This is a genomic window from Moorena bouillonii PNG, from assembly GCF_001942495.1.
Lineage (GTDB): Bacteria > Cyanobacteriota > Cyanobacteriia > Cyanobacteriales > Coleofasciculaceae > Moorena > Moorena bouillonii.
Window position 1 is genome coordinate 2,706,463 of record NZ_MKZS01000001.1, and the last position, 20,580, is coordinate 2,727,042.

7 protein-coding genes and 2 pseudogenes are annotated in these 20,580 nt (G+C 44.8%); 3 read left to right on the plus strand and 6 right to left on the minus strand.

Annotation, left to right across the window (positions count from 1 at the left end):
* Positions 1-2,920, minus strand: a 2,920-nt coding sequence (locus BJP37_RS11065) for an nSTAND1 domain-containing NTPase (protein WP_075898809.1), incomplete at its 3' end; no start/stop codon positions are given.
* A 259-nt stretch (positions 2,921-3,179) separates the two neighbouring features.
* Positions 3,180-7,643: an nSTAND1 domain-containing NTPase gene (locus BJP37_RS42390; RefSeq protein WP_330359422.1), complete on the minus strand. Its 4,464-nt coding sequence runs from the start codon at positions 7,641-7,643 to the stop codon at positions 3,180-3,182.
* Between the two features lie 106 nt (positions 7,644-7,749).
* Between BJP37_RS42390 and BJP37_RS11155 the strand changes: the two are divergent.
* Positions 7,750-9,040, plus strand: a pseudogene (locus tag BJP37_RS11155) (IS701 family transposase).
* Here the strand turns inward: BJP37_RS11155 and BJP37_RS11160 are convergent.
* The gene (locus BJP37_RS11160; RefSeq protein WP_075898811.1) at positions 9,015-9,377 is read right to left on the minus strand and encodes a caspase family protein; all 363 of its coding nucleotides are present in this window, start codon (positions 9,375-9,377) and stop codon (positions 9,015-9,017) included. The pseudogene BJP37_RS11155 and the gene BJP37_RS11160 sit on opposite strands and share 26 nt — an antisense overlap.
* Positions 9,378-10,169: 792 nt before the next feature.
* Positions 10,170-14,624: an nSTAND1 domain-containing NTPase gene (locus tag BJP37_RS11165; RefSeq protein WP_075898813.1), complete on the minus strand. Its 4,455-nt coding sequence runs from the start codon at positions 14,622-14,624 to the stop codon at positions 10,170-10,172.
* A gap of 335 nt (positions 14,625-14,959) precedes the next feature.
* Here BJP37_RS11165 and BJP37_RS11170 point away from each other — a divergent pair.
* Both BJP37_RS11170 and BJP37_RS11175 read left to right on the plus strand, forming a co-directional pair.
* A pseudogene (locus BJP37_RS11170) lies at positions 14,960-15,614 on the plus strand (Uma2 family endonuclease).
* Positions 15,611-15,823 carry a hypothetical protein gene (locus tag BJP37_RS11175; RefSeq protein ID WP_158069530.1) on the plus strand — a complete coding sequence of 71 codons (213 nt, stop codon included), beginning with the start codon at positions 15,611-15,613 and terminating at the stop codon, positions 15,821-15,823. The pseudogene BJP37_RS11170 and the gene BJP37_RS11175 overlap by 4 nt, the downstream one beginning before the upstream one ends.
* 163 nt (positions 15,824-15,986) lie before the next feature.
* On the opposite strand, the gene BJP37_RS11180 is transcribed toward BJP37_RS11175, so the two are convergent.
* Both BJP37_RS11180 and BJP37_RS11185 read right to left on the minus strand, forming a co-directional pair.
* Entirely contained in the window at positions 15,987-19,715 is a 3,729-nt protein-coding gene (locus BJP37_RS11180; RefSeq protein WP_075898817.1) for a DUF7379 domain-containing protein, read from the minus strand.
* Between the two features lie 363 nt (positions 19,716-20,078).
* Entirely contained in the window at positions 20,079-20,333 is a 255-nt protein-coding gene (locus BJP37_RS11185) for a hypothetical protein (protein ID WP_075898819.1), read from the minus strand.
* Between the last annotated feature and the right edge of the window lie 247 nt (positions 20,334-20,580).

A 20,580-nucleotide genomic window follows, 5' to 3' on the forward strand; every position in this document is an offset into this window, starting at 1 on the left:
GATGGATTAGTTGACCGGTTTCTGTGTCCCACAAACGCACTGTGTTGTCCCTACTGCCACTGATAATCTGTTTACCATCTGGGCTAAAAGCGATATCAGTGACACTACTTGTATGACCTTCTAATGTATGGATTAGTTGACCGGTTTCTGTGTCCCACAAACGCACTGTGTTGTCCCAACTGCCACTGATAATCTGTTTGCCATCTGGGCTAAAAGCGATCCCATTGACCAAACTTGTATGACCTTCTAATGTATGGATTAGTTGACCGGTTTCTGTGTCCCACAAACGCACTGTTCTGTCCTTACTGCCACTGAGAATCTGTTTGCCATCTGGACTAAAAGCGATATCAGTGACAAAACTTGTATGACCTTGTAAAAGATTCCTTTCTCTAACCTTATCTAAAGCTGCCAATAAGCTAGAATTAACTTCATTGATCACTCTTGGTTGCAAGGATTTTTGGTGATCTTGAGTTTTAGCGGTTGATTCAATAGCTTGGAGCAATTCTTCTGTAGTAGGTTTTAATGATAGATAATACTTGATATTAGCAGCTTGTGCAAGTAAGTCTGAGTTAATTGCCCGTTTACGAGATTGTAAGCCAAAATAAGTCGATAACACTAAACCTGTACCTAACCCCAGCATAACTGCGATCGCAACACCCCAATTTCGACGAGTATTGATGCTTTTTTGCCTGACGCTACGCTGCACAAACTCAGCTTCTACTTGGTTCAGCCAGTTATCATCAGAATTGAGTACCTTTTTCAACAAATCAAGACGAGGGTTAGCATGCCAAAGAAACTTTGCCTGTTGCTGGCTTTTCCACTCCTGGGCTGCAGGAGTCAACCGCCGTTGTAGAAGTAAATTTTCCTCCTCTAAATGTTTCCACTCCAGCAACCTTTGCCAACCCCGCACCAAAGCATCATGGGCTGGTTCTACATCAGGATTCCCCTCACTATCAAGTCCTTTTACTAATAACCGTGCTGTGCTAAAACGCTCAATTACTTCCTTGACTAAACTATTTTTCTCGGGGGGATATTCCAATTCTGATAACGGTACGCGCCTACGGGCTAACTCACCCCCACCTAGTGCCACCATCCGCAGCATCACATGACGGATTACTTGGTCATAAGCGGGATTTTCTTGAACTAGCAAATCATACTCTTTATCTGCCCTTTGAGTTAGCGATCGCATTACTCCCCCCAATTCCATATAATCGGCTTGAGTCAAGGCCCGGTCAATAGTAATACCCCTGTATTGTGCCTCCCGTTGCCGCCTTAAATACTTGAGGAATAATTCACTCAAGGCAAAAGACAGTAGGGGTAATGCTCCCGGCATATCCGCCACTTCATCAATTAATTTTTCTACTAATTCGTGGGGTTGAAAATACATTACCCGTGCTTGAGCCGGTTTTTCTATCGCTTCCCTTAGTTCCCCTCGTGTCATGGCTGGTACAATAAATCTTCCACTTTGCCAAAGATTTATCAGTACCGTAGTTCCCAATTGATTTAGTACTTCCGGTGCCAACTTTAAGCCCACATCACAGATTTGGGGTTCAAAGTCAGACCGTAGGGATAGTACTACCCGTAATTTATCCCCATGGGCATTTATGGCTGTGAGTATCTGTTGGAAAAACTCCTGACGCTCATCTAAGTTTTGACAGAGTGTAATAATTTCTTCGCTTTGGTCAATAAACAGTAATAACTTAGAGTTGGGGTTATTCTTCGCCCAAACATCAATGCTCATTGCCAGGTTATGCTGGGGGTTTTGTGGCTCAACCCTTGGTAACTTAGCTTCAGTCAGCACATTATTTAATGGTTCCAAGGGAGTCTCACCAGGACGGATGGGTAGCAAAATACACCATTTCTCAGTCTGAGATTGCCGTAGTTTGGGAATTAATCCTGCCTTGACCAAGCTAGATTTACCGGAACCGGAAGCACCCAACACCACTGTTAAGGGATTAGCTTTGACAAAATCTTCTAACTTTTCTACTAGTAATGTTCTACCGAAAAACAGTGAACTGTGTTTCTCGTCAAAGGACTTTAAACCCCGATAGGGATTTTGTGACTCATCCAATGGTGGTGCTGGTGGTAAATTAAGTTCATGTCCCGGAGAAAGAAAGATATATTCTCCCTTATCGTGCTTATTTAAACACCAAATACCAGGGGTTTGGCGTATCCGGCATTTTTCTGTGGGAATTTCGACTCGATCCCGTAAATGTAAATATAATTCGGTGGCTGTAATTACCCCATCTCCAGGCGGTTTACCATTTTTGGCGGGAGGATAGATATCTGCTGCCCCTTCCAGTGCTTCTAATAATGCCGCTGCAAAAGGGGAATGATTGCCGACTTGACCGCGTACGCTATCTAAATTAAAGTTATCTAAAGCCTTTTGGTCAGAAGCTGAAGAAGTAATGATTTGCCAGGCTGGGTCAGTAATAAAACGGTCGTATCGTTCTTGGTGAATTACTTCTGGCGATGTGAGTAAATCCCTAGTATTCGACCATTTAAAAGCACCAGCAAAACAGCAGTCGAGGATACCCAAGAAATGACGACAGGGTAATTGACTTAAAGCATCGTGTAACTTGGTCATGGGCAGATAACTATTAGTATCCCCCAGTAAAGCATCTTGAGGAATTAAGTAACCCGCCGGGCCATCATCCCCATTGAGAGCGACTCCATGACCAGCAAAGTAAAATAATAAGCGGTCATTTTCAGTGACTTGTTCTGGTAAGGTATGGGATAAAAATTTGTGGAAGTTAGACAGAGTTGCCACTTCGTCTAGGCATTCCCAGACTTCGTAATCATGCTTCTCGCGGAGAATTTCTGCTAGTTTTTTGGCATCGTTTACGGCAGTGTTGAGGGGAGAAATGCCGTTGGTGTAGTTATTGATACCGGTGATAAATGCGAGATTGCGAGAAAACATGTTATGCTAAAAGCACTTATAAAGATAACTTTAATACTATTGATTGGGAGCATCAAATTTGGGATGCTCCCTATTTATTCCCCAGGATAATCTGTTAACTTTACGCAGAAATTATTAGTTTCGTAATAAATCTTTACAGATTGTCATTTTGAATTAATAATTTTGAATTTTGAATGGTCGGCTTTGCCTATAGCTTGACCTACGGTCAAGGGACTTGACCAATAGCTGCTACGGCGTTAAAAACTTTTATCTTTTGCAACTACTTCTTTACTTTGTCGCACAATTGCCTATCGCTCTCGCTGACATTAGGATTATTCTCCAAATAATGGCGCACCCAATCGCAAGTCTTCGCCATTAAAGAGTCTAAGTTTAAGTCTAGATTCCGGAAGAGTTTGATCCTGAAGAGTTTGATCGTGTTGTCAAGACTGCCAGAAGCCAAGGTCTGGCCATCCCGGCTGAAACTGACGCTATTGACAGCGCCATCATGCTCGATCAGGGTGTGGATTTCGGTTCCTGTCTGTAGATTCCAGTGTTTGATGGTGTTGTCATCACTGCCAGAAGCCAAGGTCTGGCCATCCCGGCTGAAACTAACGCTATTGACAATGTTAGTATGCCCGATCAGGGTGCGGATTTCGGTTCCTGTCTCTAGATTCCAGAGTTTGATGGTGTTGTCATCACTGCCAGAAGCCAAGATCTGGCCATCCCGGCTGAAACTAACGCTATTGACAGCGCCATCATGCCCGATCAGGGTGCGGATTACCTTGCCTGTCTCTAGATTCCAGAGTTTGATGGTGTTGTCATCACTGCCAGAAGCCAAGGTCTGGCCATCCCGGCTGAAACTAACGCTATTGACAGCGCCATCATGCCCGATCAGGGTGTGGATTACCTTGCCTGTCTCTAGATTCCAGTGTTTGATGGTGTTGTCATCACTGCCAGAAGCCAAGGTCTGGCCATCCCGGCTGAAACTAACGCTATTGACAGCGCCATCATGCCCGATCAGGGTGTGGATTACCTTGCCTGTCTCTAGATTCCAGTGTTTGATGGTGTTGTCATCACTGCCAGAAGCCAAGGTCTGGCCATCCCGGCTGAAACTAACGCTATTGACAGCGCCATCATGCCCGATCAGGGTGCGGATTACCTTGCCTGTCTCTAGATTCCAGAGTTTGATGGTGTTGCCATCACTGCCAGAAGCCAAGGTCTGGCCATCCCGGCTGAAACTAACGCTATTGACAGCGCCATCATGCCCGATCAGGGTGCGGATTACCTTGCCTGTCTCTAGATTCCAGAGTTTGATGGTGTTGTCATCACTGCCAGAAGCCAAGGTCTGGCCATCCCGGCTCAAACTAACGCTATTGACAGCGCCATCATGCCCGATCAGGGTTCGGATTACCTTGCCTGTCTCTAGATTCCAGAGTTTGATGGTCTTGTCAAAACTGCCAGAAGCCAAGGTCTGGCCATCCCGGCTGAAACTGAATCTCGTGACTCTGTTAGTATGCCCGATCAGGGTCTGGAGGGTCTGGAGGGTGAGGATTTTCCTTCTCGTCTCTACATTCCAGTGTTTGATGGTGTTGTCATCACTGCCAGAAGCCAAGGTCTGGCCATCGGGGCTGAAACTGACGCTAAAGACCAAGTCAGTATGCCCGATCAGGGTTCGGATTACCTTGCCCGTCTCTAGATTCCAGAGTTTGATGGTGTTGTCCTCACTGCCAGAAGCCAAGGTCTGGCCATCCCGGCTGAAACTGACCCTCCTGACAGCTTCAGTATGCCCGATCAGGGTGCGGATTACCTTGCCTGTCTCTAGATTCCAGAGTTTGATGGTGTTGTCATCACTGCCAGAAGCCAAGGTCTGGCCATCCCGGCTGAAACTGACCCTCCTGACAGCTTCAGTATGCCCGATCAGGGTGCGGATTACCTTGCCTGTCTGTAGATCCCAGAGTTTGATGGTCTTGTCACGACTGCCAGAAGCCAAGGTCTGGCCATCCCGGCTGAAACTGACGCTCTTGACATCGGAATTATGCCCGATCAGGGTGCGGATTACCTTGCCTGTTTGTAGATCCCAGAGTTTGATGGTCTTGTCCTCACTACCAGAAGCTAAGGTCTGCCCATCGGGGCTGAAACTGACGCTCTCGACATCGGAATTATGCCCGATCAGGGTGCGGATTTCGGTTCCTGTCTCTAGATCCCAGAGTTTGATGGTCTTGTCAAAACTGCCAGAAGCCAAAGTCTGGCCATCCCGGCTGAAACTGACGCTCCTGACAGCTTCAGTATGCCCGATCAGGGTTCGGATTACCTTGCCTGTCTCTAGATTCCAGAGTTTGATGGTCTTGTCACGACTACCAGAAGCCAAAGTCTGGCCATCCCGGCTGAAACTGAATCTCGTGATTCTGTTAGTATGCCCCTGCAAGCGGTTGCCTTTGCTGGCTTCATCAAGAACTTTCTGCAGGGCACTAATCACCTGTTGGTCCGATGCCTTGTGTTTTTGTAGGATTTTTCCTGCCTTAATCACCTCCACCAAAGCCTCCATGTCTTTATATTTAGCAAACAGAGACAAAGAAGAGCGAGCGATAGAATTGGCTTGAGTAATTTGAGAGTTTCTCCATTGCATCCAAACGGCAGCATAGAAAATCATTGCCACCAGAACTGAGCCAGCGATGCTCCAACCCACAATTGTGTTACTGCGTTTTTTTCTAACACTACGCCGCACAAACTCAACTTCTACCTGGTTTAACCAGTTGTCCTCAGAATTGAGTTTTTTATTCAATACATCGAGATAAGGATTGGCATTCCAAAGAAATTGTCCGGTTTTATCTCTCGAACCTTTTTGTATATCCGGTGTCCGTTGCCACAATCGAGCCAACTGAGTATTTTCGAGGGTGTTTATTTTGTTAAGAAAGTTTTCAGCAAGGTCAAGTCTCCCATCCAACCAATTAATTACAGCTTCAGCCAATGCTTCAAAACCGGATGATTGTTTTTTGCTTTTAACACTTTTCCACTCCACCGCCGCAGGAGTCAACCGCCGTTGTAGAAGTAAATTTTCCTCCTCTAAATGTTTCCACTCCAGCAACCTTTGCCAACCCCGCACCAAAGCATCATGGGCAGGTTCCACATAGGGATTCCCCTCAGCATCTTGTCCTTTCACCAATAACCGTGCTGTGCTAAAACGCTCAATTACTTCCTTAACTAAATCATTTTTCCCTGGTGGATATTCCAATTCTGATAAAGGTACCCGCCTACGGGCTAACTCACCCCCACCTAGTGCCACCATCCGCAGCATCACATGACGGATTACTTGGTCATAAGCGGGATTTTCTTGAACTAGCAAATCATACTCTTTATCTGCCCTTTGAGTTAGCGATCGCATTACTCCCCCCAATTCCATATAATCGGCTTGAGTCAAGGCCCGGTCAATAGTGATTCCTCTATATTGTGCCTCCCGTTGTCGCTGTAAATACTTTAGATAAAGTTCGCTCAAGGCAAAAGAAAGCAAGGGCAATGCTCCCGGCATATCCACCACTTCATCAATCAATTGTTCTACTAATTCGTCGGGCTGAAAATACATCACCCGTGCTTCTGCGGGTTTCTCGATTGCTTCGTTGAGTTCCCCTCGTGTCATCCCTGGTACAATAAATCGTCCCCAGTTAAGTTTTTCGCCGACAAACTTTAAGCCAGCATCCCTGACTTGGGCTTCAAAGTCAGAACGTAAGGTTAATACTACCCGTAATTTATCCCCATGGCCATTTATGGCTGTGAGTATCTGTTGGAAAAACTCCTTACGCTGATCATAGTTTTGACAGAGTGTAATAATTTCTTCGCTTTGGTCAATAAACAGTAATAACTTAGAATTGGGGTTATTGTTCGCCCAAACATCAATGCTCATTGCCAGGTTCTGCTGGGGGTTTTGGGCTGCTACCTCTGGTAATTGGCTATTTTTTAAAGCATTATTTAACTGTTGCAAGGGCGTCTCACCAGGACGGATGGGTGACAAAATACACCATTTCTCGGTATTATCTTGCCGTAGTTTGGGAATTAATCCTGCCTTCACCAAGCTAGACTTACCCGAACCGGAAGCACCCAACACCACTGTTAAGGGATTAGCTTTGACAAAATCTTCTAACTTTTCTACTACTAATGTTCTACCGAAAAACAGGGCACTGTGTTTCTCGTCAAAGGACTTTAAACCGCGATAGGGATTTTGTGACTCATCTAATGGTGGTGCGGGCGGTAAGTTAAGTTGATGTCCCGGAGAAAGAAAGATATACTCGCCTTTATCGTGCTTGTTTAAACACCAAATACCAGGGGTTTGTCGCAGACGGCATTTTTCTGTGGGTATTTCTACTCGATCCCGTAAATGTAAATATAATTCTGTGGCTGTAATTACCCCATCTCCAGCCGGTTTACCATTCGTGGCACGAGGATAGATATCTGCTGCACCTTCTAGGGCTTCTAATAATGCTGCCGCAAAAGGGGAATGATTGCCGAATTGACCGCGTTCGCTATTTAAATTAAAGTTATCTAAGGCTTTTTGGTCACAGGCTGAGGACGTAATGATTTGCCAGGCTGGGTCACTAATAAAACGGTCGTATCGTTCTTGGTGAATTACTTCTGGCGAGGTTAATAAATCCCTAGTATTCGACCATTTAAAAGCACCAGCAAAACAGCAGTCAAGGATACCCAAAAAATGACGACAAGGTAATTTAATTAAAGCATCGTGTAACTTGGTCATGGGCAGATAACTATTAGTGGGACTAAGCGCGATAATTCAAGGCATAAATAGTGCTATGCTATATAGGGTAAGTTTTTTAGGTTGGTTACTTTTTCCCTCCAATCCCATGAAAGAAACTGTTTCCACAGCAATGCCCCCGTGCTTCGATAGATGGTGTCAGCGTTTTGACGATATCTTCCGAACTAAAGCCCAGAGAAAGGAGTTTAGAAACTATCTAGGGGGATTATTGGGAGAAAGTGAAAGAAAAAACCTATCTCAGTTAGCTCAGAACGCTGTAGATGTGTCTTACCACAGTTTAAGGCATTTTGCGGTTCGGGCTAACTGGAGTGAACAAGAGATTAACGAACGCCGGTTACAGGTGATGAATAGCTGTCGTCAGACCAAAATTCCTCATGGGTTCTCGCTAATTGTAGACTTAGCGTGGACATAGAAAAAGCGGGAATTTTACTGAGGGAATAGGAAGGCAATACATTGGAGAAATTGGCAAAACAGATAATGGGATAGTTCTCGTAACCACTCATCTGTATGATGGTCGAAAAAGCCTGCCGTTAGATGTTGAGTTATATCAACACTCAAACTCATTGCCTGTTCGCGTAGCGTGGCCTTTTGGCCAAGGAAAGAAAGACCCAGAATTCCTCAAAAAACCGGAGTTAGCCTTAAACTTAATTGACCGGACATTAAAGAGAGGATATTATCCAAAAATTGTCTTAATTGATGCCGGTTATGGTAACAATAGCTCTTTTCTCTTGGAGCTGGAAAATCGTCAATTAAAGTATTTAGGAGGAATCGCGAAAAATCGAAAAGTTGCGGTCAACATAACGAAGGATTGTCAAGAAATTGTTAGGGTGGATGAGTTAGCGCAAAGTTTACCCAGTGAAGCATTCAGGGAGGTTAAGTTAGAACTGAACAAGCCAAAAACCTTGTGGGTAGCGATCAGAGAAGTCGAAATATCAAGTTTGAGTGGAAAAAGAAGTTTGGCCATCGTCATGAATCAGCCAACCTTTAATGAAGCCACAAATATTGACGATTTTTTGACAAATTTAGAAGCATCAGTTGTGACTCCAGAATGGGTGGTTGAGACTTATGCTCAAAGAAATTGGGTGGAAGTGTTTTATCGAGAAGCCAAGGGTTGGTTAGGGCTATCTGAATATCAAGTTCGGCACAAACGCAGCCTAATGAGACATTTTATATTGGTTATGTGTGCCTATACTTTTATTGTTTGGCATCAACTTACTGGGGGATTACGAAGGCGATGGGCTAACAAACCGTTAAAGACATTTACTGAGACTTTAGAAGCTTTTCGTAGTGCCATGTCTTGCCGTTTTGTCCGTTGGCTCCAGGAAAATCAGGACGTATTTGTCAAGTATAAAGCTAGTTTGGGCTATATTTGGGCTTGAATTTTGCTAAAGTCCCATTAGTATCCCCGAGTATTGCATCTTGAGGAATTAAGTAACCAGCCGGGCCATCATCACCATTGAGAGCGACTCCATGACCAGCAAAGTAAAAGACTAAGCGGTCATTTTCAGTGACTTGTTCGGGTAAGGTATGAAATAAAAATTTGTGAAAGTTAGACAGAGTTGCCACTTCGTCTAGGTATTCCCAGACTTCGTAATCATGCTTGGTGCGGAGAACTTCTGCTAGTTGTTTAGCATCGTTGACGGCGGTGTTTAGGGCTGAAATACCGTTGGTGTAGTTATCGATGCCGATGATAAAGGCAAGATTGCGGGAGAACATGTTATGCTAAAAGCACTTATAAAGATAACTTGATTACTAGGGATTGCTAGCATTCCATTTTGGCAAATATATCTTTTTCTGTGGGCGGTATAATAACGCTCACACAGCTGGGGTATAGTTTTTCAAAACTGGGATGCTCCCTATTTATTCCCCAGGATAATCTGTTGACTTTACGCAGAAATTATTAGTTTCGTAATAAATCTTTACATAGTTCGGAAAGCAGACAACCCCTAGGGTCATTGGGGTATATAGCGTTGTAAGCAGTCAGCATTCAGCGGTCAGCTTATTTTATTCAAAAAGAGATGCAGCCCCTACCCACTCGCGCTTTGAATCAAGAAAAGAGCTAAGCATTCGTTTAATTTGAGTTAGGTTCCAGGGTCGAAGCCTGTGCCACGAAGCTGATAGCCAAAGGCCTGTGGCCAGGCTACGGGAAGAGTTTATGCCCATAGCGCACGCTACACCGAACAGCTTTTGAATAAAATAAGCTGTCAGCCGTCAGCTATCAGCGTGTCGCGTATCAGCTATCAGCCTATGGTTTAGCTTTTGGTGTGATTGGCCTACGGCCACGCTACGCGATCAGCCCTACAGGCATAGCTGCGCTGACCGCACTACTTCTCAACCAAGATTAACGAGAATGCTAAGAGTTTTTAACAGGCGATTGACCTTGGCCTTTAGGCCACGCTACGCGAATGGTCACGCTACGCGAACGCAAATTCTTCAACAATTAGTTAGAAAAATCAGGCAATTGCCAAAAACACAATCGTGGCTACCAAAACTTTTAGATGAAGGTAACTACTTGTTAACATTGTCGCAAAGATGGCGATCGCTTTCCTCAACATTGGGGTTATTCTCCAAATAGTCACGCACCCAATTGCAACCCCGCACCATGAGTTCATCGAAGGATTCAACCCGCCAAAACTTAGCAACGCCGTCGTTTCTGACCATAGCCAGTAGCTTACCATCAGGACTGAAGCTTAGGTCTCTGACCTGACCTCTGTCCTCTGCATTGAACTCTGCTACCTGCAACTTGCTCTCTAAGTCCCACAGCTTAACAATACCGTCTAATCCAGCAGTAGCCAGTAACTTGCCATTAGGGCTAAAACTGATACTAACTACTCCGTATGGATATGCTGTTGTTAATTCCGCCACCTTTTTGCCAGACAAATCCCATAATTGGGCAGTACCACTACCACTAGTAGCAAGTAGGTTACCATCGGGGCTAAAAGTCATACTATATCCAGAAGCTTTAAATTTAGCTAACTGCTTGCCCTCCCAGTTCCACAAATATACAGTACTACCTTCCACTACACCTTGTTCTAAAGTGGCAATTTTGTTGCCATTGGGACTAAGACTGACACTTTTAATAGCACCTTTGATATCTTCAAATTTAGCTAACTGCTTACCCTCCCAATTCCACAAAATATTATCGTCTTTGTATTTGTTGGTTAGCAAGAAACTGCCATCGTGTAGTTGGGACTTTTTGGATTCTGTTTTAACCAATGTTCCGTTTTTTACGTCCCACAAGCGGATAATACTATCCTCTCCAGTAACTGCCAATTGCTGACCATCGGGGCTAAAAATTACCCTCGAAATCCGCCGTTCTAAATTAGGTCCATGGAATTCTGCCAACTTCTTCCCTGACAAGTCCCACAAGCGGGCGTTTCCATCCTGTTCTGTGGTGGCAAATTTGCTGCCATCAGGGCTAAAACTGAAGCCGCCGAACGAGATTTTATGCTGCCCATTGAATTGGGAAAACTCTTTGCCATTTAAGTCCCACAAGCGGACAGTACCGTCGATTCCTGTGGTAACTAATTGCTTGCCATCAGGACTAAAAATCACGCCAGATCCCCCGCCTTGATGTCCTTTGAATTCAGCCAACTCATTGCCCCACCAGTCCCACAAGCGGGGAATCTGATCTTCTCCTGAACCAGCCAGTAATCTGCCGTCGGGGCTAAAAATAACGCCACCAAAAGCTCCTTTTAATTGCCCCACCTGATTGCCCAACAAGTCCCAAAATCTAACAGTACCGTATTCGGCACTGCCATGGCTTCCTGTGGTAGCAAGCCAAGTACCATCTGGACTAAAAATCACCTCATCAACCAATACATTGCCTTTTAATTGTCCTATTTGTTGACCGTTTAAGTCCCATAAGCTAACTTTGATACTTCCTTCATATTGATTACTATCAAAGTTAAAATAACGAGTAGAGTTAACAGCGGCAAGCTTAGTACCATCGGGACTAAAAACTACATGAGTCACCCGACCTTGCCCTCCTTTAAATTCAGGGATCTGCTTCCCATTTGCATCCCATAAGCGGATACCTTCATCTCCAGCGATCGCAATTTTGCTGCCATCGGGGCTAAAGCTGACACTCCAGACATCACCACTACGTCCTTTGAATTCAGCTAATTGCTTTTTGCTCTTTAAGTCCCACAAGCGGAGAGTGAGTGGGCTGTCATGAGATACGCTGCCATTAGGACTAAGCTTGTAACTAGCTATTGTAAGTTTGCTGCCATCAGGGCTGAACGTGATGCTTTTGAGAGAGTGTTGAGGCTCGAGGAACTTACCCATCAGTTCACCTGACTTATCCCATAAACAAACAAGGTTGTCCCAGGAGCAGTCGAAACCATATTGTTCAAGATTTGCTAGTTTGCTACCATCAGTACTAAGACCGCTAATCATCCGTCCTTTATCTTGTTCAAGGCGATTCCGTTCTCTTACTCCATAAGCCACGTTGTGCAGTGTTTTTGTAACTTGTATTTTTAGCTTAGGGTCTGGCTTGAATAAAGATAAGTATCCCGGCCAATCTTTAAGAGATTTCGCTGCCCGTAAACTGGCAAGGGAAGCTTCTAACTCTAGACCTGATTGTAAGTTTCCTTCAGCGGCTTGCCGAGAAGCACTAATTTGACCTATTAGAGCATCTCTCTGTCCAATCAAAGAAAATACTAAACCTGTACCTAACCCCAGCATAACTGCGATCGCAACACCCCAATTCCGACGAGTATTGAAGCTTTTTCGCCGGACGCTACACCGCACAAACTCAGCTTCTACTTGGTTAAGCCAGTTATTATCAGAATTGAGTACCTTTTTCAACAAATCAAGACGAGGGTTAGCATTCCAAAGAAACTTTGCCTGTTGCTGGCTTTTCCACTCCACCGCCGCAGGAGTCAACCGCCGTTGTAGAAGTAAATTTTCCTCCTCTTTTTGTTTCCACTCCAGCAGCTTTTGCCAACCCCGTACTAAAGCATCATGGGCTGGTTCTACATCAGGATTCCCATCAGTATCTTCTCCTTTCACCAATAACCGTGCGTTAGTAAAGCGCTCAATTACTTCCTTAACTAAATCATTTTTCTCTTCCGGATATTCCAATTCCGATAACGGTACGCGCCTACGGGCTAACTCACCCCCAGTCAGGGCAACCATCCGCAGCATCACATGACGGATCACTTGGTCATAAACAGGGTTTTCATGAACTAGCGCCTCATATTCTTCATCTGCTCTTTGGGTTAGTGATCGCATTACTCCCCCTAATTCCATATAATCGGCTTGAGTCAAGGCCCGATCCATAGGGATTCCTCTATATTGTGCCTCCCGTTGTCGTTTTAAATACTTGAGATAAAGTTCGCTCAAGGCAAAAGAAAGCAGAGGCAATGCTCCGGGCATATCCGCCACTTCATTAATCAATTCTTCTACCAGTTCGTGGGGTTGAAAATACATTACCCGTGCTTGAGCCGGTTTATCAATCGCTTCGTTGAGTTCCCCTCGTGTCATCCCTGGTACAATAAATCGTCTGCTGTGCCAACAATTTTTAAACACAGTATTTCCCAGGTTATAGTCTGTAGGAACAAACCTTAAGCCAGCATCCCTGACTTGGGGTTCAAAGTCAGACCGTAGGGATATTACTACCCGTAATTTATCCCCATGGGCATTTATGGCTGTGAGTATCTGTTGGAAAAACGCCTTACGCTGATCATAGTTTTGACAGAGTGTAATAATTTCTTCGCTTTGGTCAATAAACAGTAATAACTTAGAGTTCGGGTGATTTTTTGCCCAAACATCAATGCTCATTGCCAGGTTCTGCTGGGGGTTTTGTGGCTCAACATTAGGTAACTTAGCATCAGTCAGCACATTATTTAATGCTTCCAAGGGCGTCTCACCAGGACGGATGGGTGGCAAAATACACCATTTATCAGTATTATCTTGCCGTAGTTTGGGAATTAATCCGGCTTTTACCAAGCTAGACTTACCCGAACCGGAAGCACCCAACACCACTGTTAAGGGATTAGCTTTGACAAAATCTTCTAACTTTTCTACTAGTAATGTTCTACCGAAAAACAGTGAACTGTGTTTCTCGTCAAAGGACTTTAAACCCCGATAGGGATTTTGTGACTCATCCAATGGTGGTGCTGGTGGTAAATTAAGTTCATGTCCCGGAGAAAGAAAGATATACTCGCCTTTATCGTGCTTATTTAAACACCAAATACCGGGGGTTTGTCGTAGACGGCATTTTTCTGTGGAAATTTCGACTCGATTCCGTAAATGTAAATATAATTCGGTGGCTGTAATTACCCCATCTCCAGCCGGTTTACCATTGGTAGCAGGAGGATAGATATCTGCTCCACCTTCGAGGGCTTCTAATAATGCTGCCGCAAAAGGGGAATGATTGCCGAATTGACCGCGATCGGTATCTAAATTAAAGTTATCGAGGGCTTTTTGGTCAGAAGCTGAAGAAGTAATGATTTGCCATGCCGGATCAGTAATAAAACGGTCGTATCGTTCTTGGTGAATTACTTCTGGTGATGTTAATAATTCCCTGGTACTTGACCATTTAAAAGCACCAGAAAAACAGCAGTCGAGGATACCCAAGAAATGACGACAAGGTAATTTAATTAAAGCATCATGTAACTTGGTCATGGGCAGATAACTATTAGTATCGCCTAGTTTGGCATCTTGAGGAATTAAGTAACCAGCCGGACCATCATCCCCATTGAGGGCGACTCCATGACCAGCAAAGTAAAAGAATAAGCGGTCATTTTCAGTGACTTGTTCGGGTAAAGTATGGAATAAAAATTTGTGGAAGTTAGACAGAGTTGCTACTTCGTCTAAGCATTCCCAGACTTCGTAATCATGCTTTTGGCGGAGAATTTCTGCTAGTTGTTTAGCATCGTTGACGGCGGTGTTCAGGGGGGAAATGCCGTTGGTGTAGTTATCGATGCCGATGATAAAGGCGAGATTGCGGGAAAACATGTTATGCTAAAAGCACTTATAAAGATGACTTTAGTACTAGTGATTTGAAGCATCCAATTTTGGCAAATATATGGCAAATATATATTTTTATGTGGGCGGTATAATCACGCTCACACAGCTGAATGGAGTATAGTTTTTCCAAATTGGAATGCTCTCTATTTATTCATCAAGAGAATCTGTTTACTTTATGAAGAGATTATTAGTTTTGTAATAAATCTTTACATATCGCCTTGGCAGACAACCCCATAGGGTCAAGGGCGTATATATCTTTCCCCTCTTGCATGCATGCCTTTTTATGCAATCAGCGTGTTTACAACCTAGATACAAACCCTATAATGACCAGGCTACTCATTCAAACCCAAACTGTCCCTGTGATGGTCAATCTTCCTGGGATCATCCCCATGACTCTCGCCCAGTTTTCTGAATTCTGTCTAGCCAATCGAGATCTCCGAATTGAGCGCACCGCCAGTGGAGAAGTTGTGATTATGCCCCCAGTCTTTTCCGATACAGGCAATCGGAATCTCAAAATTTCTCAACAATTGGCTAACTGGGCTGATCTCGACGGTACGGGTGAAACCTTTGACTCCAGCACCGGCTTTACCTTGCCCAATGGAGCGATCCGCTCTCCAGATGCCTGTTGGATTAAACTGGAGAGCTGGAATGCCTTAACGGAGGAACAGAAAGCTTCCTTCGCCCCCATTTGCCCCGACTTTGTGATCGAGTTACGTTCGGCGAGCGATACACTCAGTGGCTTGCAAGACAAAATGCAAGAATACCTTGATAATGGCACATCACTGGGTTGGTTAAGCGATGCAGCGCGGTCTTGGGGGTTTCCCCCATGAGCGACTGCATCAAGAGATCGACCGCCAAAACCGGAAAATTTACATTTATCGTCGTGATCAGGAACCAGAGATTTTGGACAATCCTGAAACCGTTAGCGGTGCTCCGGAACTGGCGGGGTTTGTGCTAAAAATGAGCAAGATTTGGTGAAAGCAATTGTCAGCTATCAGCTATCAGTTATCAGCTATCAGCTATCAGCTATCAGCTATCAGTTATCAGCTATCAGCTATCAGCTATCAGCTATCAGCTATCAGTTATCAGTTATCAGCTATCAGTTATCAGCTATCAGCTATCAGTTATCAGCTATCAGCTATCAGTTATCAGCTCTCAGCTATCAGCTATCAGCTCTCACAGGCTAGAAGCCTGTGCCACGATACTTGAGGTGCCATTGGCCGTAGGCCACGCTACGCTAACAGCTTTTGAATAAAATAAGCACCTCAAGCAGCGTGAGCCTTAGGCTCACGGCTGACCGCTGACCACTGACGGCTGACCGCTGACCGCTTACCGCTGACCGCTTACCCATCATTGGCTTAGATTCTGGCTTGGTTGAGATTGATTGCTCGGTTGAGTTTTATTTGATTGCTTTACTATCAACCAACCAATACTAGCTGCTACTAATACCCCAACTACCCCAATAATCCACCATTTCAGTGCTTTGTTCCCTGAAGAATTATTAGTAATATCATTAACCACAGGATTTGCCACAGTAGTAGTTTTTGTAGTAGTTGTAGCTCCGAAGTCAGAGTTATTTTTTAGGGATTGAATCACCGCCTGAGAAAGCGCAGTTAACCCCACTGGTTCAGTAAAGTAAACCAGGTTATCGCAGCCGATTTCCTGGATTTTCGGTTGTGGGTTCCGGTCTGAACCTAGGCTTTTGATACTTTGTACTGTAACAGCGATATCATTTGGTTGCTCAAAGAAAGCCAGGTCTACAGCTTTATCAAATAACTTCTGCATTAGTCGTTGCAAGGGACTAAAAGTTTGATTGGCTTCTGCTTTCAGGGCGGCAGGAATAATCGATGTATTACCAGCAATAATTGAGTAAGGTACTTTGGGGTCGGGACTTGCTGCTAATTGTTGCAAGAACTCTGAACCGGGATGCATCTGGTCTAGGGAAATATCAATAGTTTCAATCTCATCAACAAACCGGTTAATCGCCTTAAGCAACATCCCCATCACTGGTACTGGCCAGGTAAATTCTGACAGCCCATTTAAACCGATACTTAAGGTAGCTAATGCCAAATCTTCAACCGTAGACCAAGGGCAACCAGCATTGGGTGTACCTAGCATAATTAAATGCCCAACTACCTGATTACCTCCTTCTCGTTCAATAAACCAACGAGAAACCAACCCTCCCATGGAGTAGGCGACAATGTGAAAAATTTTACGGTGGTTCTCCCCTAACCCTACAGCTTGTAGTCTCTGCTTCAGCAATTTAGCATTCTCTACAATTGAGGTATTTATATTCTCATAATCATAGCTGAGTACCAGGTCATACAGTTCGGCCAGGGGTTTTTCTGTTCCATCCTCCTCAACCTGGGCGGAGCGAAGGCTGGGCAGCAAGCTCTCGGTATCACCAATAATACCGTGTATGTAAAGGACTATGCGTTGGGCTTCGGCAACCCGCAACTTGACTTGTTCAACCTCTGTTGTATAGTTGACTGTATAGTTGACCACTCCAGAGCCAGTGACATCCGCTGCTGCCAAGATTGGGTAATTAAACTCTAGCCCCAGTTGTTGAGACACTACTTTTTGGAAGAAAATTCGGATCGAACCCCCCAAGCTGCGGCTACCTTCACTAATTGGTTCTGTTAACCGTTCCAGTAAAATTTCCGTTTTGCCCTCCGGGGTAGACCGAGCCCGTCCCAAAGGCAGGAAAAACTCCCCATCGTAGCTAATGGGTAACAGTTGTTCATCACAAGCAAGGGGTCGATCAACAATAACTTTCAGGGGATTTTTGGGTGTAACGGCTGACGGATTTTCCACCTCAGTTAATTCCAGCGCGCTCAAACCTGGATCAGTTCCCCGACTGCTAGTAAACTCAAAGGACTCAATGCCCGGATGGTCCTCCCGCAGTATCGGTGGTAACATATGATTACCTAAATCCCTGGTTGATTGGGTGAGAGTGGTTAGACGTGCCTTAGCTCTCAATTCGGAATGGGCGTATAGGGCGGAACCTACTCCCAGAAAGACATAGTCATCCCCTCTGGGAATAGGAGTAGTGTCTAGAGGACGCACGGTAGTAATGCTAATTTGGCTAGTTAACCAGTCATCATAGATTTGATCGTCTTTTGCTCTGTTGGGGAGGTCACGAGCTGGAATCCTTTGCATTAGGCGGTTGAGGGTACCATTACCGCGACGGGCTGTAGGCACGGCACGTTGAGGTAGGTCAAGTTTTGGTTGTTCGAGCAAAGTGGCATCAAATTCCGTCGAGCAGACAATCAGTTTCAGAATATCTTTAACTTCCGTAATCCCCGCTTGTTGCCATAGTTGTTGGGGCACCGTAGGACAAATAGGATTTCCGCGATTAACCCAGGCTTCATCTCCCTCTTGCCCCCTTGGTTCCAGCCAAATTCCGCCCCCATCTAACAACCCAGCTGAGACGGCGTAAAAGTCGGTTAAAGCCAGCAGAGCGCAATAAAGCGGCTCATTACTGGTGTTTTTCAGCTTAATTTTCAATGTGGGCGATCGCCACCGGCCATTTTCCTGTCGATATTCCAGGCGAATGTCAGTATCTAGCAAAGGTGACCCATCCTGCTGATAAATCAACATTTCCACCGCATCGGGGCGAATGCGGCTGGTAGCTGGGCTGGCAAGTTCAGCGATATTCATCCAACGGGTGATATGTTCTAATCGCTGAATCGCCTGCAAGGCAGTGGCATCGGTGTAACCGGAAATGGCAGCCACTAGAGGACGGTCATCCGCTGGTCGTGTAATTAAATAGTTACCGTCACGAGCCAGTAACTGAAAATCGGCAGCTTCAGGGGTTGCCACTTCCCGAACATACAAGGAAGCCTGATTGTGACCAGTGTTGAGCAGGGTGGTACGGGCTAATTCTACACCAGCTGGTTCTCCTGACAATAAAACCCCTTTCGGTGGCAGGGGCAGACTAGTAACCACTGCTTTCCAGGTCATTTCGGGATCTAAATCCCCAATACCACTAATTTGAACGTTACTCAGCTGGGGCATTACTTCGACAATTTTTGCCTCACCTACTGCCGTTGAGAGTTGGCGAAGTTCCTCTGTGGGGGTGTCAAAGGGAAACAAGGCCAGTATTGTGGTGTCATTCCCAACAGGTTGAGAAATGCCGTGAACTGCTCCACCATCAATCACCCAGTCGTGGTTTTTGTCATAGCAGACAGTAAAGTAGGGTGTACGGTTAGCGATCGCACCGCCGAGAAAAGGTTGGTCTAAATCACTCAACTCCGTAGCTTCGATTTGGGGAGATTGGGCGGTGATCTTACTGCGGACTAGGGCATTGGCACGCTTGAATAAATCCCGATAAGTCAGGCTACCATTGGCTTTCTTCAAGGTATCCAGCAAAAAGTAAGAAAACGCACCTCTTGGTTGCCCATTGCTGTTGTATTCTTTCGCCGTCTCACTATCTCGACAAGCGGCTAGGACGATATGTTTTCCTGTGGGGAAACTCCAACCACTAGGATTTTTTTCCGGGCTGAGGGCAGCTGATAATTTTTCAGTTTCACTCAAGGAGAAAATAAAACTATCCCAGGGTCGCTGACGTTTGTCGGTGGAAGTTTTACGAATTGCTGTTTCTGCTTCTAGTTCGCCACGGGTGGCAGCACCAGAGTGACAGCAGTCTAAAATAATAACAGTGTGGGGGTTGTTCTGGTCTACCTCAGAAATTAGCTTGGCTAACTCCTTATCTGCCAAGTCCCAACCCCCTTCAGTGCGACTGTCATAACAGACTAATGTTTCATCTAATCTGTCTGGCTCTATTGCCCAAAACTCTTGTGGGGCTTGCTCTTGAGAACCATGTCCCGCGTAGTAAAAGAAAGCAACATCTTCACGGCTAGCTTGACACAAATGCTCCCGAAAACCATCAATAACTGCCTGACGGGTAGCATCTTGATTCAAGAGTGTGCGGATGTGAAGTTTATCTCCATCTGCAGCGACCCGCCCTTGCAAATATTCCTGTATTTCTAGGATGTCATTGACACAGCCATTCAAAGAAGGAACAGGACTGGGATATTCATCAATAGCTACCAGCAGCGCATAGATATTATTGGTCATGCCATTCTCTTAATACTTATTGAAGAGTGCCCCTGGCTGAGTGGGAGCATGCCAGTTTTGTTAATTCCTGATTCAGATCCCCCGTTGGTCCCCCTTAATAAGGGGGACTTTTTAATCTAATTTCCTCCTTCATCAGGAGCACTTTTTTATCTAATTCTATCCTTCATCAGGAGTACTTTTTTATCTAATTCTATCCTTCATCAGGAGCACTTTTTAATCTAATTCCGTGCTTAATAAGGGGAATTTTTCATCTAATTCCCCCCTTGCTTAAGGGGGGTTAGGGGGGATCTCTGTACCTAATTACAAAGGTGACATGACCCTAGGTGAGTTGGTCAATTATCAACACAGAATATAAATACTCGATTATAAACCTCTATCGGTTTTTCCTGGAGAACGCTCACTAGTAGTTGGATTAGATTCTGGTGCAGTAATTTCTTTAGTGTCTTGATTTTCTGTTTCGACATTTTCATCACTCGCTCCAGCTTTTACTTCAGCTTCTTCAGGAGTTGTTACTGTTTCCTGAGAGTCGGATCGAGCGTCCCCTAAGGGGTTAGTATCGCCAGATGTATTTTCTACTACTTGCTCTTCAGAATTTTGGTTAGATTCTGTATTTTCCATCGCCACTTTTTTTTACCCCAACTGTATGATACAGGGCAAGGGCAAGACTCAATCAATTATTATTAAAAATAGTGATAACTAAGCGCAGTAGTTATGATAATCAAGGCTTACCATGGTCATAATCCTTTGGTCATAATCCTTGCCGCATATCACATTTTTGCTTAATTTTTCTTGCGCTTACCCGGGCTTTATTAGAATAAGCTCTACTTCTATAATAGCATATTATGAGCTTATTTGTCAAGGAAGC

Coding starts and splice junctions, on each gene's coding strand:
- BJP37_RS11185 (WP_075898819.1), bottom strand. CDS start 20,333: ATGGAAAATACAGAATCTAACCAAAATTCTGAAGAGCAAGTAGTAGAA.
- BJP37_RS11180 (WP_075898817.1), bottom strand. CDS start 19,715: ATGACCAATAATATCTATGCGCTGCTGGTAGCTATTGATGAATATCCC.
- BJP37_RS42390 (WP_330359422.1), bottom strand. CDS start 7,643: ATGACCAAGTTACACGATGCTTTAATTAAATTACCTTGTCGTCATTTT.
- BJP37_RS11165 (WP_075898813.1), bottom strand. CDS start 14,624: ATGTTTTCCCGCAATCTCGCCTTTATCATCGGCATCGATAACTACACC.
- BJP37_RS11160 (WP_075898811.1), bottom strand. CDS start 9,377: ATGTTCTCCCGCAATCTTGCCTTTATCATCGGCATCGATAACTACACC.